This is a genomic window from Clostridium sp. (assembly GCF_036643715.1).
Taxonomy (GTDB): domain Bacteria; phylum Bacillota; class Clostridia; order Clostridiales; family Clostridiaceae; genus Clostridium.
This window is the reverse complement of record NZ_JAVXRL010000009.1, coordinates 35,865-59,588: the sequence shown is the minus strand read 5'-3', so window position 1 is coordinate 59,588 and position 23,724 is coordinate 35,865. Positions and strand designations below refer to the sequence as shown.

The 23,724-nt window shown below is 28.8% G+C and carries 24 protein-coding genes; 15 read left to right on the top strand and 9 right to left on the bottom strand.

The annotated features are described in order from the left end of the window. Positions 1–76: 76 nt before the first annotated feature. A complete protein-coding gene (locus tag RSF37_RS04555; RefSeq protein WP_332563212.1) occupies positions 77–2,236 on the top strand; it encodes a type IA DNA topoisomerase in 2,160 nt (719 codons plus the stop codon). Positions 2,237–2,269: 33 nt separating this feature from the next. Continuing rightward, complete coding sequence (locus tag RSF37_RS04550; RefSeq protein WP_332563211.1) at positions 2,270–2,680, top strand: arsenate reductase ArsC; 411 nt, start codon at positions 2,270–2,272, stop codon at positions 2,678–2,680. Between the two features lie 75 nt (positions 2,681–2,755). Here RSF37_RS04550 and RSF37_RS04545 read toward each other — a convergent pair whose 3' ends face one another. From RSF37_RS04545 to RSF37_RS04520, 6 genes are all read right to left on the bottom strand, one after another. Next, positions 2,756–3,472 (bottom strand): LrgB family protein, encoded by a 717-nt coding sequence (locus RSF37_RS04545; protein WP_332563210.1) that lies wholly within the window; start codon positions 3,470–3,472, stop codon positions 2,756–2,758. Beyond that, the gene (locus RSF37_RS04540) at positions 3,456–3,842 is read right to left on the bottom strand and encodes a CidA/LrgA family protein (protein WP_332563209.1); all 387 of its coding nucleotides are present in this window, start codon (positions 3,840–3,842) and stop codon (positions 3,456–3,458) included. Before RSF37_RS04540 ends, RSF37_RS04545 begins: the two co-directional genes overlap by 17 nt. A gap of 185 nt (positions 3,843–4,027) precedes the next feature. Further along, the gene (locus RSF37_RS04535; protein ID WP_442878704.1) at positions 4,028–4,816 is read right to left on the bottom strand and encodes an ABC transporter permease; all 789 of its coding nucleotides are present in this window, start codon (positions 4,814–4,816) and stop codon (positions 4,028–4,030) included. After that, positions 4,809–5,573 carry an ABC transporter ATP-binding protein gene (locus RSF37_RS04530; protein WP_332563207.1) on the bottom strand — a complete coding sequence of 255 codons (765 nt, stop codon included), beginning with the start codon at positions 5,571–5,573 and terminating at the stop codon, positions 4,809–4,811. Before RSF37_RS04530 ends, RSF37_RS04535 begins: the two co-directional genes overlap by 8 nt. Before the next feature lie 84 nt (positions 5,574–5,657). Next, complete coding sequence (locus tag RSF37_RS04525; RefSeq protein WP_332563206.1) at positions 5,658–6,683, bottom strand: ABC transporter substrate-binding protein; 1,026 nt, start codon at positions 6,681–6,683, stop codon at positions 5,658–5,660. 147 nt (positions 6,684–6,830) lie between these two features. Beyond that, positions 6,831–7,796: an acyltransferase family protein gene (locus RSF37_RS04520; protein WP_332563205.1), complete on the bottom strand. Its 966-nt coding sequence runs from the start codon at positions 7,794–7,796 to the stop codon at positions 6,831–6,833. Positions 7,797–7,936: 140 nt separating this feature from the next. Between RSF37_RS04520 and ppaX the strand changes: the two genes are divergently transcribed. Genes ppaX through RSF37_RS04505 form a run of 3 tightly spaced genes read left to right on the top strand, consistent with a single transcriptional unit; the run spans position 7,937 to position 9,641 of the window. After that, entirely contained in the window at positions 7,937–8,569 is a 633-nt protein-coding gene (ppaX, locus tag RSF37_RS04515; protein WP_332563204.1) for a pyrophosphatase PpaX, read from the top strand. 24 nt (positions 8,570–8,593) lie between these two features. Further along, positions 8,594–8,932 (top strand): arsenate reductase family protein, encoded by a 339-nt coding sequence (locus RSF37_RS04510; RefSeq protein WP_332563203.1) that lies wholly within the window; start codon positions 8,594–8,596, stop codon positions 8,930–8,932. Positions 8,933–8,939: 7 nt separating this feature from the next. Then, positions 8,940–9,641 carry a flavin reductase family protein gene (locus RSF37_RS04505; protein ID WP_332563202.1) on the top strand — a complete coding sequence of 234 codons (702 nt, stop codon included), beginning with the start codon at positions 8,940–8,942 and terminating at the stop codon, positions 9,639–9,641. Between the two features lie 37 nt (positions 9,642–9,678). Here RSF37_RS04505 and RSF37_RS04500 read toward each other — a convergent pair whose 3' ends face one another. Then, a complete protein-coding gene (locus RSF37_RS04500; protein ID WP_332563201.1) occupies positions 9,679–10,971 on the bottom strand; it encodes a D-alanyl-D-alanine carboxypeptidase family protein in 1,293 nt (430 codons plus the stop codon). A 250-nt stretch (positions 10,972–11,221) separates the two neighbouring features. Between RSF37_RS04500 and RSF37_RS04495 the strand changes: the two genes are divergently transcribed. After that, on the top strand, positions 11,222–11,899 hold the full coding sequence (locus RSF37_RS04495) for a polysaccharide deacetylase family protein (RefSeq protein WP_332563200.1): 678 nt from the start codon (positions 11,222–11,224) through the stop codon (positions 11,897–11,899). A 47-nt stretch (positions 11,900–11,946) separates the two neighbouring features. On the opposite strand, the gene RSF37_RS04490 is transcribed toward RSF37_RS04495, so the two are convergent. Both RSF37_RS04490 and RSF37_RS04485 read right to left on the bottom strand, forming a co-directional pair. After that, entirely contained in the window at positions 11,947–12,678 is a 732-nt protein-coding gene (locus tag RSF37_RS04490; protein WP_332563199.1) for a type 1 glutamine amidotransferase, read from the bottom strand. A 16-nt stretch (positions 12,679–12,694) separates the two neighbouring features. Next, the gene (locus RSF37_RS04485) at positions 12,695–14,053 is read right to left on the bottom strand and encodes a Mur ligase family protein (protein WP_332563198.1); all 1,359 of its coding nucleotides are present in this window, start codon (positions 14,051–14,053) and stop codon (positions 12,695–12,697) included. Positions 14,054–14,363: 310 nt separating this feature from the next. On the opposite strand from RSF37_RS04485, the gene RSF37_RS04480 reads away from it, so the two are divergent. The 9 genes from RSF37_RS04480 to RSF37_RS04440 all read left to right on the top strand — a co-directional run bounded on the left by RSF37_RS04480 (position 14,364) and on the right by RSF37_RS04440 (position 23,716). Then, entirely contained in the window at positions 14,364–16,091 is a 1,728-nt protein-coding gene (locus tag RSF37_RS04480) for a tetratricopeptide repeat protein (RefSeq protein ID WP_332563197.1), read from the top strand. 30 nt (positions 16,092–16,121) lie between these two features. Next, entirely contained in the window at positions 16,122–17,102 is a 981-nt protein-coding gene (manA, locus tag RSF37_RS04475) for a mannose-6-phosphate isomerase, class I (RefSeq protein WP_332563196.1), read from the top strand. A gap of 169 nt (positions 17,103–17,271) precedes the next feature. Continuing rightward, positions 17,272–18,132 carry an undecaprenyl-diphosphate phosphatase gene (locus RSF37_RS04470; protein ID WP_332563195.1) on the top strand — a complete coding sequence of 287 codons (861 nt, stop codon included), beginning with the start codon at positions 17,272–17,274 and terminating at the stop codon, positions 18,130–18,132. An 84-nt stretch (positions 18,133–18,216) separates the two neighbouring features. Next, a complete protein-coding gene (locus RSF37_RS04465) occupies positions 18,217–18,657 on the top strand; it encodes a hypothetical protein (protein WP_332563194.1) in 441 nt (146 codons plus the stop codon). 233 nt (positions 18,658–18,890) lie between these two features. Beyond that, entirely contained in the window at positions 18,891–19,991 is a 1,101-nt protein-coding gene (locus RSF37_RS04460) for a 6-phosphofructokinase (protein WP_332563193.1), read from the top strand. A gap of 143 nt (positions 19,992–20,134) precedes the next feature. Further along, positions 20,135–20,914 carry a serine hydrolase gene (locus RSF37_RS04455; protein WP_332563192.1) on the top strand — a complete coding sequence of 260 codons (780 nt, stop codon included), beginning with the start codon at positions 20,135–20,137 and terminating at the stop codon, positions 20,912–20,914. 233 nt (positions 20,915–21,147) lie between these two features. Next, positions 21,148–22,071 (top strand): aspartate carbamoyltransferase, encoded by a 924-nt coding sequence (pyrB, locus tag RSF37_RS04450; protein WP_332563191.1) that lies wholly within the window; start codon positions 21,148–21,150, stop codon positions 22,069–22,071. A gap of 1 nt (position 22,072) precedes the next feature. Beyond that, entirely contained in the window at positions 22,073–22,498 is a 426-nt protein-coding gene (locus RSF37_RS04445) for an aspartate carbamoyltransferase regulatory subunit (protein WP_332563190.1), read from the top strand. 21 nt (positions 22,499–22,519) lie between these two features. Then, positions 22,520–23,716: a dihydroorotase gene (locus RSF37_RS04440; RefSeq protein WP_332563189.1), complete on the top strand. Its 1,197-nt coding sequence runs from the start codon at positions 22,520–22,522 to the stop codon at positions 23,714–23,716. Positions 23,717–23,724 lie beyond the last annotated feature (8 nt).

The window sequence follows — 23,724 nt, the reverse complement described above, 5'->3', positions numbered from 1 at the left end:
TTTTCTTCAAAAACGGTTTATAATAATACTTTGTAATAAGTTTTCTATGAGAGAAAGACAATTAGGAGCTGATAAATTGAAGAAGGTTATAATAGCAGAAAAGCCATCTGTAGCTAAGAATATTGCTGATGCTTTTAAAATAAAAACAAGAAGAGATGGTTATTTTGAAGGTGATGAATACTTAGTTACATGGGCTTTTGGACATTTACTGCAACTTTATGATGCGAAAGATTATGATGAGAGTATGAAAAGTTGGAAGCTTAACAAATTCCCTTTTATACCAGAAGAATTCAAATATAAAGTAAAGCAAGATGGAAAAAATAGAAGCATTACAGACAAGGGTGCTAAGAAGCAACTAAATATAATAAAATCATTAATTGATAGAGATGACGTAGAATCTATCATATCAGCTACGGACTTTGATAGAGAAGGTCAAGTAATTGCAGATGAGATATTTTTATATTTTAATGAGAAAAAACCAGTTTATAGGTTGTTACTAAATGAATGGACACAAACTGAAGTTAAAAAAGGAATGGAAAATTTAAAATCTAATAGTGAAATGAAATCTCTCCAAGATGCAGGAATAGGTAGACAGTGGGCAGATTGGATTATTGGAATTAATTTAACTTCTGTAGCAACTATAAGATACAATTTTAATGATGACAAAATTTTAAATATAGGAAGAGTTTTACTTCCTACATTAAAGATTATTTATGATAGAGATAAAGAAATAGAAAATTTTAAATCAACAACATATTATAAGCTAAATTGTAAGTTTAAGACTAAAAACAATGATGAGTATGAAGGCCTTTATTATGAAAATGATTCTGAGAAATTTGAAGATAGAACCATATTAAAGGATATAAGTAAAAGGCTTGATGGTAAGACTGCTGAAATAGTAGATAAACAAACTGAGAAGAAGAGGGAGTATCCACCGTTTCTATTTAATTTATCAAATCTTCAAGGACATATAACAAGTAAGTATAAGGGATGGACTTCTGACAAAGTTTTAAAGACTGCTCAAAGTCTTTATGAAAAGAAATTTATAACTTATCCTAGAACAGGTAGTATAGCATTAGAAGAAAGTTTAGAAGATAGAACTAGAAAAGTCTTAGAAACTTTAAAAAAGGGACTTCCTTATGAAGATGGAATAAAATTTACAAAAAGTAAGAGGGTATTTGATAATTCTAAAGTAGAAAGCCATAGTGCTATAGTTCCAACTTATATAAAACCAAGTAAATTAAGCGTTGATGAGAAAGTAGTTTACGAGGCAATTAAAAATAGGTTTATAATGCAATTTATGAAGGTTGCTGAATTTGAAGAGACTAAAATTACTCATAAAGTTTATGATGAGGGAGTAAAAGGTGTCTTTATATCTAAAGGAAGAGTTCAGATTGAAGAAGGATGGCGTATTGTTGAGAAAATAGAAAGTAAAGATACGGTACTTCCAATGGTAGCAGTTAAAGAAATTGTAGATGTTACATCTAATAAAATTAATTCAGTAACAAAAAAGCCACCAAAGAAACATACTGAAAAAACTCTTTTAAGAGTTATGGAGACTTGTGGAAAGAGTTTTAAGGATGAAGAAGATAGCGAGGAAATGATGGCATCTATATTAAGTGGGTTTAGTATAGGAACTCCAGCAACTCGTGCAGAGACAATAAAGAAACTCAATGATGTTGGATATATTGAAACTAAAGGTAAAAGCTTAACATGTACAGACCTTGGAAGAACTATAGTAGAAATATTCCCAGCAAAAGAACTTCTTGATTTAGAATATACAGGTAGACTTGAGAAAACTTTATCAGATATAGAAAAAGGTAAGATAAAGAAAGAAGAGTTCCTTGATTTAATAAAGAACTTTACTGTAGAAGGTGTTAACCTAATAAAAAATGACACCTCTATGCTAAGTAAGTTCAAAGTAGAACTACCAGAAGATGTAGAACCTATTGGTAAGTGTCCACAGTGTGGTAACCCTGTTATTGAAGGGGATAGAGGATTTGGATGCTCTAATTGGAAAAATGGCTGCAAATATACAATATGGAAAGATGATAAGTATATTACGTCATTTGGTAAACAAGTAAGTAAAGAAATGGTTCAAATTCTTTTAGAAAAAGGAAGAGTTGGATTTAGAAATTTAAAGAGTAAAAAGGGGAATGTATTCTCAGCATATTTTAGATATGAAAAAAATGAGGAAACAGGGTACTTTAATTGGAAAATAGAATTTATTAAATAATAAAATATATTTAATTAAAGGAGATATAAGCATATGAAGAAACCAAAAGTAGCTTTTGTATGTGTTCATAACTCATGTAGATCTCAAATGGCAGAGGCTCTTGGAAATCTTTTTGCAAGTGATATATTTGAAAGTTATTCAGCAGGCACAGAAACAAAGCCTGAGATAAATCAAGATGCAGTTAGAATAATAAAAGAACTATATGGTGTTAATATGAATGAAAAACATAAATCAAAATTATTACAAGATATACCTGAAATTGATATAGCAATTAAGATGGGATGCAATGTAGTGTGTCCGTATTTGAAGGCTGAACATACAGAAGATTGGGGTTTTGAAGATCCTACTGGAAAGTCAGATGAAGAATTTATAAAAATTGCAAGAACTATAGAAGCAAAAATCAAGGATTTATCATATAGAGTTAAAAATAACAATTTAAAATAGTTTTATAAACGAAAAAGTCTTAAAATATTAATTTAATATTTTAAGACTTTTTTGTAATTAAATAAGTAAATTTATTTAATGAAATAACAATTTATAAACAAACATTGCTATGTTAAAGGCAAGTGGTGCAACGAAAACTGTCATCATACCAGCTATACCGATTGAAAGTGAACTCATGGCACCTTCAGTTTCTCCAAGTTCTAGTGCTTTACTAGTACCAACAGCATGAGATGCTGTTCCAAGAGAAATACCAATTGCGATTCTATTTGTTATTTTAAATATTCTACAAATAGTTGGTCCAATTATGGCACCTATTATTCCAGATAAAATTATTGCAAGGACAGTAACTGGAACAATACCGTTAAACTGTTCACTTATGGCAATTCCTATTGGTGTTGTAACAGATTTTGGTATTAATGATACTATCATAGGTACATCAAGTCCTATTGCATGTGATAATAGTATAATTGAAAAAATACCAATTAGTGTTCCAAAGAAAATACCTATAAAAATAGCAATTGCATTTTTTTTAAGTAATTCAATTTGCTTATAAAGTGGTACTGCAAGTACTACAGTCGCAGGCCCTAAGAACATATTGATAAATTGTGCACTTTTATTATATACATCAAAGTTAATATGGAATGCTGTTAGGAATCCTATAACTATTATTATAGCAACTAGTAAAGGATTGAATATAGGAATATTTGTCTTTCTGCTTATTAGTAATCCAATCTCAAAAGCTATAAGAGAAAGAACTATGCCGAAAAATATATTATTAGTTATTAAGCTCATTTTCTTTAGTTCCTTTCTTATTTTTATTTAATAGATTAACAATAAATTGTACTATTAGTCCGGTAGAAGCTATAATAATTGCAGTAGTAATTATACATACTATTATTATTTGAATTAAGCTAGTTTTTATAATTCCAAGTGAGTTCATTAAGCTTACTCCAGCTGGTAAGAAGAAGAATGCTAAATGATCTAAAAAGAAATTTGCTAAAGTTTCTACTTGACTTACTTTTATTATTTTAGTGCAAAGACCTACTAAAAGTAATAAAAGTCCTATTATATTTCCTGGTATTGGTATATGAGTAAGAGCAACTATTACTTCTCCTACTAAATATATCCCAAATATTATGAGTGCTTCTCTAAATAATTTCAAGTTAATCTCTCCTTAGTATCGTTTGTACCTTATAAATGTATCACTTTAGTAGAATTAAGTAAACAGAGTGTTATAAAAATGAAGCAGTAGATTAAAAAGAAGAATATCTCCTTAAACCCACTGCTTAACTTAATGAAATGGTTATCGTTAAAATTTGTATTAATGAAAAGTGAATACAATGTTAATTAATTTTTTACAAACTTAGTTTCAAGAATAGCTACTATTTTGTACATAAGGAAGGCTATTACAGAAAGAATTACGATACTCATCATAACCATATTAAGCTGAGATATTTGGCCTCCATATACAATTAAGAATCCAAGACCTTCTCGTGCAACTAAGAATTCTCCCATTATTACACCTACCCAAGAAAGTCCAACATTAATTTTAAGTGCAGAAATTAAAACTGGTACTGTATAAGGGAATATTAAATAACGTAGTATTTGTAATTTAGAAGCTTGGAAAGTTTTCATAAGAAGAAGTTTTTCTTTATCAATATCATTAAAACCTGTTAAAACACTTATTATAGTAGTCACTATAGAAATTAAAAGTGCTATTACAATAATTGCAACCTTTCCGTTTCCAACCCAAAATATTATAATTGGGGCTAATGCTACTTTAGGAAGTGCATTTAATACAACTAAATAAGGGTCCAACACTTTTGAAGTGAAGGGGCACCACCAAAGAATTATAGCAATTAAAGTTCCAAGTATTGTTCCAAGTAAAAAACCAAGTATAGTTTCATAACAAGTAACAGAAATATGAGTTAATAAGGTTCCTTCATTAATAAATTGAACTAGTGAATCAAATATTCTACTTGGAGAAGATGTTAAAAATGGATCAATCCATTTATAAGATGCAGCTATTTCCCAAAGAAGTATAAAAGAAACTAGTATAAACACTCTAAAGAAGGCAACCTTGAATTTGTCAAATTTTAGTTTTTTTAAATAAAGTGCGTGTTCTTGACTAAGCATTGTCATCAAGCTCCTTCCATAATAAATCAAAGTATTCTTTAAACTCACTTTCAGTTCTCTTCTTAAATGGAGTTAAATCTTTAGTTTTAAAATTAATAAGGATTTCATTACGTATAATAGCAGGGCGCTTTGATAAAACAAGAACTCTGTTTGACGTGGATATTGCTTCTCCTATATCATGGGTTACCATTACCGCAGTTTTACCTTCTAATTTTATTATTTCATATATTTCATCACATACATTTAACCTTGTTTGATAATCAAGGGCAGAGAATGGTTCATCTAAAAATAGTACTTTAGGGTTAAGAGCAAGAGTTCTAATTAAAGATACTCTTTGACGCATTCCACCTGATAACTCAGAAGGTTTATGATCTTTAAATTTACTTAAGTCATAATTATCTAAAAGTGATTGAACTCTATTTATACTTTCTTCGTTTAAAAGACCTTTAATTTTCAAGCCAAGTGTTACATTATTCCATACTGAAGTCCATTCAAATAAATGATCCTTTTGAAACATATAACCTATCTTATCTAAATTATTTTGTATTGGAGAATTATTATATGTGATAGTCCCACTAGACTGAGGGATAAGTCCACTCATTATATTTAGCAAAGTAGATTTACCACAGCCAGAGGGGCCAAGAATACTTAAAAAATCTTTTTCATTGACTGAGAAGCTAATGTTCTTAATAGCTTCAGTTTCTCCTTTTAGAGAGTGATAATTCATTGTCAAGTTATTAATGTTTAGTAGAGCCAAAATAATTTCACCACCTTTAATATTGTTATGTATAAATAAAAGGCAATAATTTTTAAGGGGCTTTATAAGAGCCCCTATTTAAAGTTACTTAGCATTTTCAGATATGACTTTTTCAGCAAATTCTGTATTAACAATAGTATCGAAAGATGGTCTAGACTTAATAAGAGATGAATCATAAGCTGATATTATATCCATTAAATGATTTAAACCTTCTTCAGTAATAGTTGGGTCGCTTGCTAAAGCGTCAATCTTCTTGTAATTATCTATAACAGAAACCATGATATCTTTATCAGTGCCAGGGAAAAATGAACTTATTGAATCTGCTATTTCTTCGGAAGAGTGATTTATAAACCAAGTTTGTCCTTTATATATAGCCCGAGTAAACTTTTCGATTGTTTCTTTATTATTATCCATATAAGATTTTGTTGCAAAGAAAGAGGTATAAGGCATTTCACCAGAGGATTCCCCAATAGAAGCAACTATATTACCACTACCTTCTTTTTCAAGCATGGAAGCAGTAGGTTCAAATAGTGCTACATAATCACCAGTGCCGGCTTTAAAAGCACCAGCTGTTGCTGTAAAATCTAAGTTAGTTACCATATTTACATCTTGCTTTGGTACTATATTATTTTTATTTAATACATATTCAAGTGACATTTCAGGAACACCACCAGGCCTTCCACCGATTATATCTTTACCTTTTAATGAACTCCATGTAAAGTCAGTTTCTTTTTCTCTTCCAACTAAGAAAGAACCATCTCTTTTAGTAAGTCCTGCAAAAAGAATAGGATAATCTTCTCTTCCTTGATTGTAAATGTATATAACTTGCTCAGGTCCACAGAAACCTATATCAGAATTTTTAGATAGAACATTTTGCATAACCTTATCAGCACCTTGACCAGTTGATAAATCTATATTTATGCCTTCATCTTCAAAGAAGCCTTCATTTATTGAAACATACATAGGTGCATAGAATATAGAACGAACTACCTCATTTAAGCGAACTGTTTTTCGTTCAGAAGTGTTATCTTTCTTAAAGCATCCAGTAAAGCAGACTGATAATGAAAAAATAACAGCTAAGAAAAGAGCGATTTTAGATTTTTTTTTCATAATATATTCCTTCCATAACAAAAAAATTACTTATGGTTTATAGTATGACAAATTATGTGATAATGTTAAACTACAAGGGATAATAAGAAAAAAAGTCTAAAAATATTTTAAGAATAAAATACTTTTAGACTTTTTTTGATTAACTTTTTATAATGCTCTTTTAGATTTATATTTGTTTTTTGCTTTTACAAATAATGTTGCTAGTATAACGGTAGTTATAACTATTAGCATTTCAGATAAAATTAAATATAGAATATTATCATACCTTGCAACACCCCAGCCAATGAGAATGTAACTAATACCTGAGTGAAGTAAATATAAAATCAATGAATTTTGTCCAAGTGGAGCTAGTATTGTTTTTTTGCTTGGTATAAATGTAAGAATTAATGCTCCAACTATAAATGCACTAATGTAATGAAATAATCTAAGTGTTAATGGGAATATCATATTATCATAATAGCTAGAATAGCTTGATAATTCAAAGAATAATTCCATTTTTGTATAAGGTGCAACAAAATATAATACGATTAGAACTATTAAAGATGCACTTACAAGCTTAAGAATATGTTTTTTTAAGAGTTCTATATATTTTTTATCAAAAGACATTCCAGCAACAAAGAATGGAAAGAAGAAAACTGTTCTAGATACACTGCCAAGACTTCCAACTGTATTATCAAATCCAATTAAAAGTGATACAATGATTGAACCTATGAGCCATTTTTTCTTATCAGTTACATAGTCAGATAATATATACCAACAAGTAAGGGATAATAAATACCAAAGTGTCCATTTTGCATAAAGTAATTCAAACTTATAACTACCATTTCCTAAAATGTATTTATAAAAAATAGTGTATATAAATTGTGCAATTACATACAATTTAAATGTTGATTTTACTTTTTGTGCTGTAGTTCGTTTACTAAGTTTTGAAAAATAACCTGAAACGAATGTAAAAAGTGGCATGTGAAAAATATATAAAAATAATATAAAATAATGCGTATTAATATTCTGAGGACTTGCAAGTTCTAATGAATTTCCGACAATAACACATATTATTAGAAAACCTTTAAGTGTATCAAAATAAAAATCTCTATGCTTAAGTTGTACTTCCATGACAAACCTCCATTTTAGATTCTACGTAGATGATAATATCATAAAAAAATATATAATTCAATTCACATATATTAAATAGTAATACATTTGAAATTTTGATATAATAACGATTATATGTGAAGATAAAAGGAGGTTATAAGGTGATAAAGGCAGTTTTATTTGATTTAGATGGAACATTAATAAATACTAATGAACTTATTTGTAAATCCTTTGATCATACATTTAGAGAAGGTTTAAATTTAGAAGTATCAAAAAATGAAATAACAAGTATGTTTGGACAACCACTTCAGGAAAGTTTTAAAAAGTATACTAATGAAGAAAATATAGAAAACCTAATTAGTATGTATAGGACTTACAATGAAGAATTACATGATGATATGTGTGATGCCTTTGATGAAGTAGAGGATCTTTTAAAAGAACTTAAGAGAAAAGGAATAAAAATTGGGATAGTAACATCAAAAAGAGAGATACTTGCTATAAGAGGTATGGAAATATCCAAAATAATAAATTATATGGATGTAATAGTAACTCCTGAATATACTAAAAAGCATAAACCAGAAGGAGAGCCAGCTTTGTATGCATGTGAAAAGTTAAATGTTAAACCAGAAGATACTATAATGGTTGGAGATAGTCATTTTGATTTGCTTTGTGGGAAGAATGCTGGGTGCAAGACTTGTGGAGTTAAATATACAGCGCTTGATATAAAGAGGTTAGAAAAAGTAAAACCTGATTATTTTATAGATTCGCCAATTGGGTTATTAAAATATATTTAATAATAGAGAAGAGTTGATTGAATAATGAATATACAAATATTTGGAACTAAAAAATGCTTTGATACAAAAAAAGCAGAGAGATACTTTAAAGAAAGAAATATAAGCTATTCTTTTAGAGATATGAAAGAAAAAGGAATTTCTAAGGGTGAACTTGATAATATTAAAAAATCAATAGCTTTAAGTGAGCTTATTAACGTTAAGTCAAAAGGATATAAAAAGTCTAACTTAGATAAAATAAGAAGTAGTGACATGAAGCTTGAAATACTCTTAAAAGATCAAAGTTTAATAAATACACCAATAGTAAGAAACGGAAAGATTGCGACTGTTGGATATAAACCTGAAATATGGAAAGAATGGGAGTAACAAAAGAATGGAAAAGAGAGATTTTAAAGGAAGTGTAGTTTTAAACCCGGTTCCGGTAGTACTTATTTCATCCAAAAATAATGATGGAAAAGAGAATGTATTTACTGTTGGATGGGCAGGAACAGTTTGCACAAGACCACCAATGTTATCAATTTCAATAAGACCAGAAAGATTATCATATGAATATATAAAAGAAAGTATGGAGTTTGTCGTTAATATCCCTCATGCTGGGATGACAAAACAGGTTGACTTTTGTGGTGTTAGAAGTGGAAGAAAAGTGGATAAAATTGAAGAAATGAAATTTACAATGAAAAAATGCACTCATATAAATGCATCCTATATCGAGGAGTGTCCAATAAATATAGAGTGTAGAGTTAAGAGTGTTACCGCACTTGGAAGTCATGATATGTTTGTAGCTGAAGTATTAGGTTCTCACATAAATGAAGACTTAATAGATGAAAAAGGAAAGATACACTTTGAACAGGGAGATCTTTTAGCTTATTGTCACGGAGAATATTATAAGCTTCCTAGAACATCAATTGGATCATTTGGCTATTCAGTTATGAAGAAGAAAGTTACAAAAAATAATGATAAAGAAAGTAAAGTAGAAAAGAAAGTTTATAGTGATAAAGTTAAAAATAAGAACAAAGTAAATGTAAAAATAAAATCAAAAAAAAAGACAATAAAACAAAGTAAAAATAAAAAGTAGAGAATATATATTCTCTACTTTTTTTCCGCACTAAATATTAATATCTTCTGTAATTTCCATAACGTCTTTTACTGTAACGTCTTTTGTTAATTGTTCTTATAAGTAGTATTATTATTAAAACTATAATAACTATAGCTAAAACAACACCAAGGTAAGCAAACATGTTTGCCTTTAATAATTGACCTATTGATACTCCAATATTACCTTTTAAAGTAGTAGTATAATTTTTCGCTGAAAGTGAAAGATCAACATTATTATGAGCTGCAACAGACCATGCATCATGACTATCAGAATTAAAATCTATAGCTACATTTTTATCATTAAATGAATTTTTATAAAGCATAGCATCTTCTGATAACTTTACTGGTGCTTCTATTGTTTTTTCAGGACCGAAGAACTTAAACATTTTATAATTTAAAGTTACGTTCTGAATTGAATCACCAGTTGATTTGTAAACAGCTGGTTTAGCATTATAGCTATAATCCATAATAGCATTCATATCATTATATCTTGTTGTATCATTAGCACTTACTGATGAATTTAAAACAATACCAATGATTTCTCTTCCATCTCTATTATAAACAGAAGCTAGGCATTCACCAGCTTGGTTAGTAGTACCTGTTTTACCAGCTTCATTACCATATTTACCTAATGTTTTATTTCTATTTTCTAAATTTACAGTTTTTCCACCGATTGAAATAGTTGCATTTTTAGTTTCCATAACTTCTTTAACCCATGGGTTTTTAAAAGCTTCTCTTGTAAGTAAAGCTAAATCATAAGCAGTTGTATAATGGTCAGCATCGTGTAAACCGTTAGGTGTTACAAAATGACTGTTTTTCATACCTATTTCTTGAGCCTTCTTATTCATAAGTACTGCAAAGTTTTCCGCATTTCCAGAAACGTGATCAGCTATCATATAAGCTGCATCATTTCCTGAGAACATTAGTAACCCTTTCATTACATCATCAGCTGACATTGTATCAGAAACTTTCATTGTGACACCAGGCCAATTAGAATGTAGTGAATATGGAGGTTGAGCTTTTGCAGACTCAGTAAATTTAATTGTATCAGTTTTGTGTGCATTATCTGCAAATATTAATGCAGTTAACAGCTTAGTTATACTTGCAGGATACGCTTTTGCATCTGCATTTTTTGAATATATAACTTCTCCAGTTTTTAAATCCATAGTAATAGCATATTTTGCTGTTATTGATGGTTCAGGCGTTTGTGTATCTGCATATGATTTAATAACTCCTAGAGGAGCTAATAAAGAAATAACAAAAACAAAAGCCATTGTTTTTAGTAGTAAACCCTTCTTAGTAAAACTCATTTCTCCACCTCGTTTGTAATTTTGATATTAATAAAATGGACGTGCCTAAAAAAAAGTATAACACCGATAGCTGCATATAACAATAAACATTACCTGAAAATACCCATTAAATTCTTACAATATAATTAAATAAAAATGAAGATTGTAGGCAAACTATAAATAAGGGGGTGATAGTATAAAAGTTTTAAAGAAAATACCAACAATAATTGCAATTATACTAACTATAACAATTAGCTGGGCTTGTATTCCTGTGAACTGTACTACTCAAAATAAAAAAATAGTGTATCTAACCTTTGATGACGGGCCATCTAGAACAAATACAGCAAACATATTAGATGTTCTAAATAAAAATGGCGTAAAGGCTACTTTCTTCGTTGTAGGAAGAAGTGCCGAAAATAACAAAGAAAACATAAAAAACTTAAAAAAAGCTGGTATGGCTATCTATCCACATTGTAACATACATGAGTACAATGAAGTTTATGAAAGCAAAGACTCATACTTTAAAGATTTGAATTGCTGTCAAAGTAAAATAAACAAACTTTTAGGAGAGAATACAAAAGCTAAGTTTGTAAGATTACCTGGAGGTTCAACAAATCTTGTTTGTAAGAAAAATGTACTAGATAGTATTAAAACAGAACTTTTAAACAAAAATATTATGTACATAGACTGGAATGTTGATTCAGGAGATGCATCAGCTGCAAAAGTATCTAGTGAATCTATAAAGAAAAATATAAAAAATAGTGCGGGAACTTATAAGATTGAAGTTGTTTTAATGCATGATGCAGAAGGGAAGAAGAGTACAGCAACAACATTAGATAGTATAATACAAGAATACAAATTACTAAATTACGAATTTAAAACTTTAAATAATATCACAAAAGAAGAAATCCAATATTTAAAAAATGGAAAAGTAATAAATAGGCAATAAAAAAACACTTACAAAGAAAGTTTAAATTCTTTGTAAGTGCTTTTTTATTATTTATCTTTATTTTCAAATCTTTTTAAAATACATTCCTTACCACTAAGTTCAAAAGTATCATCTAATTTATCAAGACAAACTTCATCATACTTTTTATTAAGGGCAAGTTCTAAAAATTTATCTGCAAGTTCAGGATTTTTAGAAAGAAGAGAACCGTGGAAGTAAGTTCCAAAAGTATTTTTATAAATACATCCTTCATGACCATCTTCTCCATTGTTTCCGTAACCTTCAATTACTTTTCCAAGTGGTTTTAAATCATTTATATATGTTCTTCCTGAATGGTTTTCAAAACCAACATATGTTTGATTAAACTCATCATTGTGAATTATAGTATTACCAATAAAACGAGTATCTCCACCTTCAGTATAAATATTAAGAATACCAAGACCTTCAAGCTTTTCACCGTTAGGTGCTCTGTAATATTTACCAAGTAATTGATAACCACCGCATATTGCAATTAAAACTTTTGAATCTTCTACGTATCTTGTAAGTTCAATTGTTTTATTATTTTTTAAGTCATCTGAAACGATTGATTGTTCGTAATCTTGACCACCACCAAAAAATACAATATCAAAATCATCAGCATTAAAATCATCGTTAATTGATACATTATGAATATTAACAGTTATTCCACGACTTTCTGCTCTAGATTTTAAAATTAAAATATTTCCAACATCACCATAAACATTTAAAAGGTCTGGATATAAGTGACAAATGTTTAATTCCATAGCTTAACGCCTCCTTTTACCAAAGTTTCTTAATGTAACCTTTTGAGTGAAGATGTTTTCTATAATTAATCATTGCAGTATAAGTTGCAAGAATATAAATATTAGTATCATCACACTCTTTTATTTTATTAGTTAACTTTTCGTAATCTTCTTCTAATATAAATTTATCTTTATTAAGACCAGCTGTTTTAAGTCTTACTGCCATATCATACATTCTCATACCTGAAACAAATACATTGTTCATAGGTAAAGTGTGTAACTTTTCAAAGTTAACATCCCATATCCAAGATACATCTCGTCCGTCTGCATAATTATCATTTAGCATAAATAAAGCAGAAAATGGTTCTTTATTTAAACATAGTGTATCAAGTGCTTGGTTATATCCTGCTGGATTTTTAACAAGAATTATTTTTACATTCTTACCATCAATATTAATAGTCTCTTGCCTTCCGAAGCTTGAGTCTTGCTTTCCTAAAGATTTTGCAATTACTTTATCAGAAACTCCAAGTTCTTTAGCGATTGAATAAGCACAAAGACCATTGTAAATATTATAAACACCAGACTGACTAATTGTAATGTTGCTGCCATTAATAACAACCTCTGAATAATCAGGAGTAATATTTATAATTTCATCAACAGAATATTTAAGAGTATGTCTTTTATATCCGCAGCTAGGACAATAAAAGTCTCCTAAGTGATTGTAAGTTATAAAATTATATTCATATGGAGATTTACAAAATTTACAGAACTTCGAATCTGCATTTACATCAAGTTTGGTGTTTTCTTTAACTGGAACACTAAATCCATAAAAATCTGTAGGATTTTTTAAATCTAATTTTCCTAGTAAAGATTCATCACCATTTAATACAAGTTTAGTAGTTGGAGATTTAGTAACTCCTTCTAAAATTTTTGTAAGAGTAGTATAAACTTCACCATATCTGTCCAATTGATCTCTAAATAAGTTTGTTACAGTAAGTAGTTCAGGACTTATGTATTCAGTAATGAATTTAACATTAGCTTCATCAACTTCAATAACAGCATATTTAGTACTATTATTACTTGAGAATTTAAAGTTATCAATAAAACAAGCAACTATACCTGGGAAAAGGTTAGCCCCTGTGTTGTTTGTTATTACTTCGAAATTATTCTCTTTTAAAATATTTGTAATCATACTTGTTGTAGTTGTTTTTCCATTAGTACCAGTTACAAGAACAACCTTATAACCTTTAGAAACAGTTTTTAAAATATTTCTATCTAATTTTAAGGCAACTCTTCCTGGGAAGGTACTACCACCTTTTAAGAAATTCTTTGATATGAAAAGTACTATTTTACTTGAAATAATACTTATAACTGATTTTATATTAATAACGTTCACCACCCTAAAATTTATTACATACAGTTATATATAGAAAGGATAATTTACATAATAGAAGTAAAGTTACCCTTTAATACAATTTAATTATAAATAATCACCTTACAAATAATAACTAGTATATCACAAAAATATATTACATCGAAATCTTTTTAAATACAATAAAATTAATATATTGTAAAGAGAAAAAACAGAAGATAGTATATTAATGTAGATTTATAAATAAAAATTTGATAAAATGTTAAATATATGAATAAATTCTTAATATATCATGAAGAAATATAAAACAAAATGTAGTTATGGGGGATAATTTATGAAGAGTTTTATGGGGAAGATATGGGTGAAGTATAAAAAGATAGTAAATGATAAGCCGTATATAGGCAGTGTAATTACAATTTCTTATACGATGATATTCGCTATTATTGTAGTAGTAGCTTCTAAAGTAGCAGTTGGTACTGAAGTGGAACTTATGCTAAATGAAAAAGAAGTTGAATATTATGCTGGTAATTATGATTTAGCTATAGAAGAATATTCTAAAAAAGAATCAGATAAGGAATGGCCAATTTGGACAGTGAAAAAGGCAGAAATACACTCTTTAAAAGGTGAAAAAACAGCTTCTAATTCATTATTAGAAAAAGCGTACAGACAAAGGTGTGACCTTATAAAGAAGGATGGACAAGCAAAGTATGAAGAAGATGATATGAAGATTGGTAATTACATAACTTTTACTTATTTAATGAACGGAGAGTATGGTAAAGCACAAGAATATGGAGAAGATTTTTTAAAGACAAACGAAAATAATAAAAAATTAAGAAAAACTATGGTAGCAGTGTATTTAGCTAATGGGGATAAAGGTAAGGCTAAAGATATGGTAGACAATATTAATGTAGATGATAATTCATATGAACTTGCAGAAGTTGCAAATTTAAATATAATAGTAGATAATAATGAAAAGGCATTTGAACTTTTAAAAAGTTCATTTGAAAAGGATAACAACGAGATAAGAATATTAGATGTAATTGAGGAAGTTGTTTCAAGTAAAAACGAAGATAGTAAAAAATATATAGAAAATCTTTATAATAATAGCAAAGAAGATGATTTTAATAAGATTATTATATCAAAGATGTATTCTTTAGATAAAATGAAAGTAGAAGAGGCTAAATCTATTATTAATTCAATAAGTGATGCTAATAGTAATTCATTATTAGCTCATTCTATAAAGATAGATATAAGTAAAGCGCTTAATGGAAGCTATGAAGATAGCATTGAGTATATAAAGGAAGAGTATAAAAATAATTATGGTGCAAACTATATAATTGCAGAAGATTATCTTAAAGATGAAAATTACAAAAAGACTATAGAATATGGAATGGAATGTTCTAAGTTAAATGGTGATTATGGAAAGATATACGCAGAGTTATTTAGTAATATGCTTATAAAACAAGATAATATAGATGCAATACCTTCATATTTAAGAAGAGGTATGTATTATGAACCTTATAATTATGAAATGGTAGAAAATGCTGCTGTATTTTATGATCAAGTAAAACAAAACATAGAAACTGCATATAACTACTATAAATTAGCGTCTTCATTAGAAGATAAAAGAGCAGAGAATTACTATAATATGGCGATTATAAATATGAAAAAGGATGATCTTAAAGGTGCTATAAAAAACTTAGAGCTTTTAGTACAAGTTGATGATTCAAATGATGGATATTTTAATATGCTAGGTGCTTGTTATCTTAAAAATGAAGATGGAGATAAGGCTATAGAAGCTATTAAGAGTGCTTATAAAATTAATGAAAATAATGCAAAAGCATTAAATAATGCGGCTATTTATTATGCAGTATATTCAGAAGAACTTGGTAGAGCTTATGAAAATATGAAGTCTTCAGAGCAGTTAAAAGATAATGTAGAAGATATTTTAATTAAGAATTCTATAAAGAATAATTATGATACAATAAAAAGAGCAAATAAAGAACTTGAAGATGGTAATTATAAAAAATTAGATATCTCTCAAGTTGAAATATTATATTAATAAAAGAACGCATGAGAAGGAGTTAGGTGTATGTATCCAATTAAATTTGAAAACTTATATTACGATAAAATTTGGGGTGGCAGAGACTTAGAAAAGTTTAGAGATAACATGCCAAAGGAAGGATTAATAGGAGAAACATGGGATATAGCTTGCCATAGAAATGGAACTGGAGTAGTTGAAAATGGCGAATTTAAAGGAATGAAATTTGATGAGCTTTTAAAGAATTTAGGACATAAGCTTGTTGGAGATAAAATTGAAGCAGATAATTTCCCATTATTAATAAAACTTATAAATGCTAACGATAAGTTATCAGTTCAAGTTCATCCAGGAGATGAATATGCAAAGAGAGAAGATAATGACCTTGGAAAAACAGAAGCTTGGTATGTTGTTGATGCAAAGGAAGGCGCTACACTTATTGTTGGTACTAAAGATTGCGATAAAAAAACATTTGAAAGAGCAATAAAAGAAGGAGACTTATCTCCATACTTAAATGAAATAAAAGTTAAAAAAGGTGATATGTTCTACGTTAAAAGTGGATTAGTTCATGCAATTTGTGAAGGTGTTGTAATTGCAGAAATACAACAAAATAGTGATACAACATATAGAGTATATGACTATAATAGAGGAAGAGAAATTCACGTAGCAAAAGCTTTAGATGTAATTGATTTTTCATTAAAGGGAGAAAATATTAAAGGTATCACAATTCATGAAGAGGGATATGATAAAACAGTACTTTGCTTAGGTGAATATTTTGCAATAGAAAAATATGAAGTTAAAACTAGTGCTAAAGAATCAAGTGATAAAAATAGATTTTACTTATTTACTTGTGTTGAAGGAAATGGAGAAATAATTTCTAATGGGGAAGCTTTAGAAATTAAAATGGGTGACAGTATATTAATACCTGCATATCTTGGGGATTATGAACTAAAAGGTGAATTTACTTTACTTAAGAGTTTTGTACCTAATGTTTCAGAAGAAAAAGAAAAGATTGTTGCTAGTGTTTTAAAATAATATAAATTAAAAAATAGGTTGTATCAAATTTTGATACAACCTGTTTTTATTTAAATTAATAACCTTAAGTTTTGTAAAATTTAATACGATTAGGTAAATAATGTAGACAACTATGAATATTGCAATTATAATTATAAAGTCAATAAATTATGAAAGTGAGTGAGAATTGGTGGGTTTAGATTTAATCTTAATACTTAAAGCAATTATTATAGCAATAGTAGAAGGTCTTACAGAATTCGTTCCTGTATCTTCAACAGGACATATGATTTTAGTAGGAGACTTGATTAATTTTACAGGAGACTTTGCGAACATGTTCACAGTTGTTATACAACTAGGAGCTATATTAGCAGTCGTAGTACTTTATTGGAAAAAGATTAGTAGCAGTGTAGTTGAATTTTTCCAATATATATTTACAAAAGGTAAAGAAGGAAAAACAGGTTTTAGATTCGGAATTAATGTAATAGTTGGATCAATACCAGCACTTATAGTTGGACTTGCATTACATGATGCGATAAAAACTTTATTTACACCAGTAGCTGTAATCTACGGATTTATAGTCGGGGGTATACTTTTAATAGTTATAGAAAATATATATAGAAAAAGAAGACCAAAAGCAAATAATATAGATAAAATTACACCTAAAGAAGCATTGATAGTTGGAGTGGCACAATGTTTTGCAATGTGGCCAGGAATGTCAAGAAGTGCTTCAACAATAATGGGTGGTTGGATCGGTGGATTATCAACACCAGTTGCTGCTGAATTTTCATTCTTCTTAGCAATACCAGCAATGTTTGGATCAACATTATTAGATATGATTAAATTTGATTATTCAATAATGGATGCAACAAATTGGGTTGCACTTGGAGTTGGGTTCGTAGTTGCATTTATCGTTGCATTAGTTGTAATGAATAAGTTTGTAAGTTACTTAAAGAAGAAACCTATGAGAATATTTGCAGTATACAGAATTGCAGTAGGTGTTTTACTTGCAGTATTAGTATTTGCAGGGGTAATTGCATTACCAGCATTATAAAGTTTTAATAAATTCAGTCAAATTTTTATTTGGCTGAATTTATTTTTTTTATTTACAAATAATAATGTAAAGGAGTGTGTTATTATGGATTTGATAAATAGTGTTAAAGAGATTTTAGAAAATAAAAAATGGATTAAAAATGATATCGGTATGAGTAGAGTTCAGTTAGCAAAACTTATGAATTTAAATGATAGTTTGGTTGTTTTAATAAAAACTGATAGTAAGAAGGAACCATTATGGGCGATGGTAGAAAAAATAATAAAAATAAATGATGATGTTATGGTATTCTTTGATGGCAGATATGATACATTTATAAGTAAAGATGAATATGATGACTACAAAAATTATATATCTCAAGATGAATGGAATTTATTATTTAAAGAAGATGGGATTAAAAAAATAATAGAAAAAAATTTAATAGATGAAAAAGGATTTTACTTAGATATTCATGATAATTTAAGAAATTTTGACGGAGAATACAAAGAGGATGAATGGGAAAAAGTTAGAGGGGAAATTTTGAAATAATATTATGAAAAAAATACCATTAAATCAAAAAAAATCTTTAATATATTCCAAAATTATGATATTATAAAAAAAAGAACAGTTTACTTTTAATGTTAAATTTGAAAACAATTGCATTATGTATCGCGTAAATGTCACTATGAAAAGGAATTAAATTTTTTTTGTTTGAAATTATCAGAAAATAAAGAAGATTTAATTAATAACAGGTATAAAATGGGTAGAGGGGGATTTTTGAGATGACAAAAAAGATAAAAAAAATAGCCTTATTAACTGGAGGCGGGGATTGTCCAGGGCTTAATGCGGTAATTAGAGCGGTTACTAGAACTGCTATTTTAAATTATGGTTATGAGGTTATAGGATATAAATTTGGATATCGTGGTTTATATAATAACGATTATATTCCATTAACTTTAGAATCAGTATCTGGAATTCTCCATAGAGGCGGAACAATTCTTTATAGTTCAAACAAAGATAATCTTTTTGATTATTCAGTAGAAGAAAATGGAGAAATGGTTAAGAAAGACGTTTCTGATGTAGCAGTTGAGAACTTAAAAATGGAGGGTGTTGACGTATTAGTAGTAATAGGAGGCGATGGAACTTTAACTTCAGCTAGAGATTTCTCAAGAAAAGGAGTTAAAGTTATAGGAGTTCCTAAAACTATAGATAATGATTTAGCATCAACAGATGTAACATTTGGATTTAATACAGCAATTGATGTTGCAACAGAAGCTTTAGATAGACTTCATACAACAGCTGAATCACATCATAGAATAATGTTATGTGAAGTAATGGGAAGAGGGGCTGGATGGATAGCTCTTGAATCAGGAATAGCAGGATCTGCTGATGTAATTCTTCTACCTGAAATTCCATACGATATTAACAAAATAGTAGAAAAAGTTAATCAAAGAAAAGCAGAAGGAAAACTATTTACTATTATAGTTGTTGCTGAAGGTGCAAAGTCTAAAGATGGTGATGTTGTTGTTTCAAAAATTGTAGCAGATAGTCCAGATCCAATTAGACTTGGTGGAATAGGTAATAAATTAGCTGACGATCTAGAAAAAGTAATTAAAGATCATGAAGTCAGGTGCACTGTTCTTGGTCATATTCAAAGAGGTGGAAATGCTTCAACTTTTGATAGAATATTATCAACAAGATATGGTGTTGGGGCTGTTGAAATGATAAATGAAGGACTTTTCGGAAGTATGGTTTGTTTAAAAGGGGATAAGCTAACAAATGATACATTAGAAAATGTTATTGGTCAGCATACTAAACAAGTTAATCCAGATTGTGAATTAGTTACAATAGCTAAAAAAATAGGAATTTCTTTCGGGGATTAGTAAGTTTTATACAGGACTATAGCATGGCTGAGTCCTGTATTTTCATCAAATAACATAAATTTAAAAAACTTCAAAATTTTATAAAAATATGTTATAATTTTATTAATATAGGACAGATTTTAATTTTAAAGCTGGAGGGTATTATGAAAGAGATAAAAAAATATTTAGAATCAAGAATTGGAACTTATGGCTTCTTTTTTGAAGACCTAAATAGAGGATTTGTGTATGGTTACAATGAAAACGTTCAGATGGTAGCTGCAGGTTGTATGAAGTTGCCTATCGCAATATCACTTATTAAAGATGTTGAGAATGGAAATGTTTCTTTTATGGATAAGATAAATATAGAGGGAGCAGATAAAGTTTATGGAACTGGTATAATTCATGAGTTTAACGCAAGAGAATATACTGTATTTGAACTTTTAGTTGCAATGCTTATTCAAAGTGATAATACAGCAGCAAATAAGATTATAGACATTGTTGGTATGGAAAAGATTAATGAGTATATTAAAGAAATGGGTCTTAAGAATACTGTCCTAAATAGAAAGACAACTGATGAAAGAAAAGAAAAACCTAAAGTTGAGAATTTAACTACGGCAAGAGATTTATCAAGAGTTTGGAAAGTATTATATGATCAAACTTTTTTAAGTAAAGAAAATAGTACAATGCTAATTGATATACTTAGAAGACAACAAATAAAAAATAAATTAGCACTTTATATTCCAGATGATTTAAAATATGAAATTTCAAGCAAGACTGGAGATAAACCTGGAGTTGAAAATGATACAGCTCTAATTCAATTATCAAAGGGTACTTTTGCATTTACAGTCCTATCTATGTCAATACCAAATAGTGTTTACGGAACAGTAACTCTAGCTAAATCTGGGAAGATGATGTGGGATGATGTTATGAATAATTGGAACTAAAAAAATATATTTTAAATATTGACAGAATTTGTTTTACATGGTATTCTTACAGAAAAGATAACCTTTAATTTGATTCAGAGAGATCAGTAAGGAAGTTATAGTTTAGTAAGTATTATCATTATAGGATAACTACGCCTTCCTTAAACTTTTAAGGAAGGCTTTTTTTATAAACTAAAAACTAAAAACCGAGTCCCTTTAAATTTAACACAGAGAGGTTAAGAAGGAGTGATATTATGTTAAAAAACAAACATTTAATCGAACCTATGGATTTTTCCATAGAACAACTAGAAGAGATATTCGAATTAGCACATCAAATTATTAAAAATCCAAAGGAGTATGCTAACATTTGTGATGGCAAAATCCTTGCGACTCTATTTTATGAGCCTAGTACAAGAACAAGATTTAGCTTCGAAGCAGCTATGATGAGACTAGGTGGTAAAATCTTAGGTTTTTCAGAACCAAATTCAAGTTCAGCATCAAAAGGTGAAACACTTGCAGATACTATAAAAATGGTATCAATATATTCAGATATTATAGCTATGAGACATCCAAGAGAAGGATCAGCTAAAGTTGCAAGCATATATTCAGATGTTCCAGTAATAAATGCTGGTGATGGTGGACATCAACATCCAACTCAAACACTAACAGATCTATTAACAATAACATCCCTAAAAGAAGGATTAGAAAATCATACAATCGGTATATGTGGAGACTTAAAGTATGGAAGAACAGTACATTCTTTAATTAAAGCAATGAGCAGATATAAAGGTAATAAATTTATCTTGATATCACCAAAAGAACTTAAAATACCAGATTATATAAGAGAAGAAGTTTTAATCAAAAACAATATAGAATTTAGAGAAGTTGAAAAGTTAGATGATGTAATAGACGAATTAGATATACTTTACATGACTAGAATTCAAAAAGAAAGATTCTTCAACGAAGAAGAATATTTAAGACTTAAAGATTGCTATGTATTAGATGAAGAAAAGATGAGCTGTAGCAAAGAAGATATGATAGTTATGCATCCACTTCCAAGAGTTAATGAAATAGCTATAGAAGTAGATAAAGATGAAAGAGCAGCATATTTTAAGCAAGCTGAATACGGAATGTATGTAAGAATGGCATTAATATGTAAGCTATTGGGGGTATGTTAATATGTTAGAAATTACAAGTATAAGAAATGGATTAGTTATAGACCATATAAAAGCTGGAGTTGGAATAAAGATATTTAATCACTTGAATTTGGATAAATCAGACTTAAGTGTAGCTTTAATAATGAATGTTGAGAGCAACAGAATTGAAAGAAAAGATATTATAAAAATAGAAGGAATAGAAGAACTTGATTATAGAATACTAGCTTTGTTATCTCCAAATGTTACTATAAATGAAGTAAGAGATGAAAAGATAATAAATAAGGTAATACCAGAATTACCTTTAAAAGTTCAAAATATAATAGTTTGTGAAAATTCAAGATGTGTAACAGCAGATGAAGATTATGTGCCTCAAAGCTTTGTATTAGTAGATAAAGAAAATGCAACTTATAGATGTGAATATTGTGATCACATATGCAAATTAAAATAAGTTACAAAAGAGGTGTTTAATTTGAATATATTAATAAAAAACGCAAATGTAATAGATTCTAGCCAAAACTTTATTGGCGATGTTTATATAGAGAATGGAAAGATAGAAGAACTTGGAACAAATATTAATAAAGATGGAGTAGAAGTAGTAGATGCAAAGGGATTAACATTAATGCCAGCATTTGTTGATACACATGCTCACTTTAGAGATCCAGGCTTAACTTACAAAGAAGACTTAGAAACAGGGTCAAAAGCTGCTTTAAGGGGTGGATATACTGGAGTTTGTTTAATGGGAAATACAAATCCAATATGTTCAACAAAGGAAGTACTAGATTATGTTAAAAATAAAGAAAAAGAATTAAACCTTATAGACATACATCAATGTGTAACTATAACAAAAAACTTTGATGGAAAGACATTATCACACTTAGAGAGTTTTAAATATGATGAAAGAATAACGGCAATATCAGATGATGGTGTAGGCGTTTCAGATTCTAGAGTTATGATGGAAGCTATGAAGATAGCGAAAGAAAATGATTGGGTTTTAATGTCTCATGCAGAATCAAGTGAGTTTTCAGATATAGATATGAGATTAGCTGAAAATATGATGACATGGAGAGATATAACTTTAGCTAAAGTTACAGGAGCTAAACTTCATATGGCTCATGTAAGCACTAAAGAAGCAATTAAATATATAATTGATGGAAGATGTCAAGGTGTAAAAGTAACATGTGAAGTTACTCCACACCATATAGCATTAACTAGAGATATAAGTGACTATAGAGTAAATCCGCCAATTAGAGAAAAAGATGACGTTGAATTTTTATTAAAGGCAATAAGTCATGGAGATGTAGAATGTATTGGGACAGACCATGCGCCACATACTAAAGAAGATAAAGAGAAGGGGTCACCTGGAATGGTAGGTCTTGAAACTGCTTTCCCGATTTGTTATACAACATTAGTTAAAAATGGAGTTATAACAATAAATAGATTATCAGAGATGATGTCTAGAAATCCATCTAAAATATTAAAGATGAATAAGGGAAACATAAGTGTTGGATTAGATGGAGATGTAGTATTAGTAGACCTTAATAAGGAAATAACTATAAATTCAGAAGAATTTAGTTCAAAGGGAAAGAATACTCCTTTTGAAGGAATGAAATATTATGGTGAAGTAGTTATGACTATAAAATCAGGGAAAGTATTATATAAAAAATAGGCGGGTGT

Excerpts from the sequence above, each read along its gene's own strand:
- RSF37_RS04525 (WP_332563206.1), bottom strand. The coding sequence starts at position 6,683 with ATGAAAAAAAAATCTAAAATCGCTCTTTTCTTAGCTGTTATTTTTTCA.
- RSF37_RS04490 (WP_332563199.1), bottom strand. The coding sequence starts at position 12,678 with ATGGAATTAAACATTTGTCACTTATATCCAGACCTTTTAAATGTTTAT.
- RSF37_RS04460 (WP_332563193.1), top strand. The coding sequence starts at position 18,891 with ATGACAAAAAAGATAAAAAAAATAGCCTTATTAACTGGAGGCGGGGAT.
- pyrB (WP_332563191.1), top strand. The coding sequence starts at position 21,148 with ATGTTAAAAAACAAACATTTAATCGAACCTATGGATTTTTCCATAGAA.
- RSF37_RS04465 (WP_332563194.1), top strand. The coding sequence starts at position 18,217 with ATGGATTTGATAAATAGTGTTAAAGAGATTTTAGAAAATAAAAAATGG.
- RSF37_RS04550 (WP_332563211.1), top strand. The coding sequence starts at position 2,270 with ATGAAGAAACCAAAAGTAGCTTTTGTATGTGTTCATAACTCATGTAGA.
- RSF37_RS04535 (WP_442878704.1), bottom strand. The coding sequence starts at position 4,816 with ATGCTTAGTCAAGAACACGCACTTTATTTAAAAAAACTAAAATTTGAC.
- RSF37_RS04445 (WP_332563190.1), top strand. The coding sequence starts at position 22,073 with ATGTTAGAAATTACAAGTATAAGAAATGGATTAGTTATAGACCATATA.
- RSF37_RS04520 (WP_332563205.1), bottom strand. The coding sequence starts at position 7,796 with ATGGAAGTACAACTTAAGCATAGAGATTTTTATTTTGATACACTTAAA.
- RSF37_RS04505 (WP_332563202.1), top strand. The coding sequence starts at position 8,940 with ATGGAAAAGAGAGATTTTAAAGGAAGTGTAGTTTTAAACCCGGTTCCG.
- RSF37_RS04455 (WP_332563192.1), top strand. The coding sequence starts at position 20,135 with ATGAAAGAGATAAAAAAATATTTAGAATCAAGAATTGGAACTTATGGC.
- manA (WP_332563196.1), top strand. The coding sequence starts at position 16,122 with ATGTATCCAATTAAATTTGAAAACTTATATTACGATAAAATTTGGGGT.
- RSF37_RS04510 (WP_332563203.1), top strand. The coding sequence starts at position 8,594 with ATGAATATACAAATATTTGGAACTAAAAAATGCTTTGATACAAAAAAA.
- RSF37_RS04480 (WP_332563197.1), top strand. The coding sequence starts at position 14,364 with ATGAAGAGTTTTATGGGGAAGATATGGGTGAAGTATAAAAAGATAGTA.
- RSF37_RS04545 (WP_332563210.1), bottom strand. The coding sequence starts at position 3,472 with ATGAGCTTAATAACTAATAATATATTTTTCGGCATAGTTCTTTCTCTT.
- RSF37_RS04500 (WP_332563201.1), bottom strand. The coding sequence starts at position 10,971 with ATGAGTTTTACTAAGAAGGGTTTACTACTAAAAACAATGGCTTTTGTT.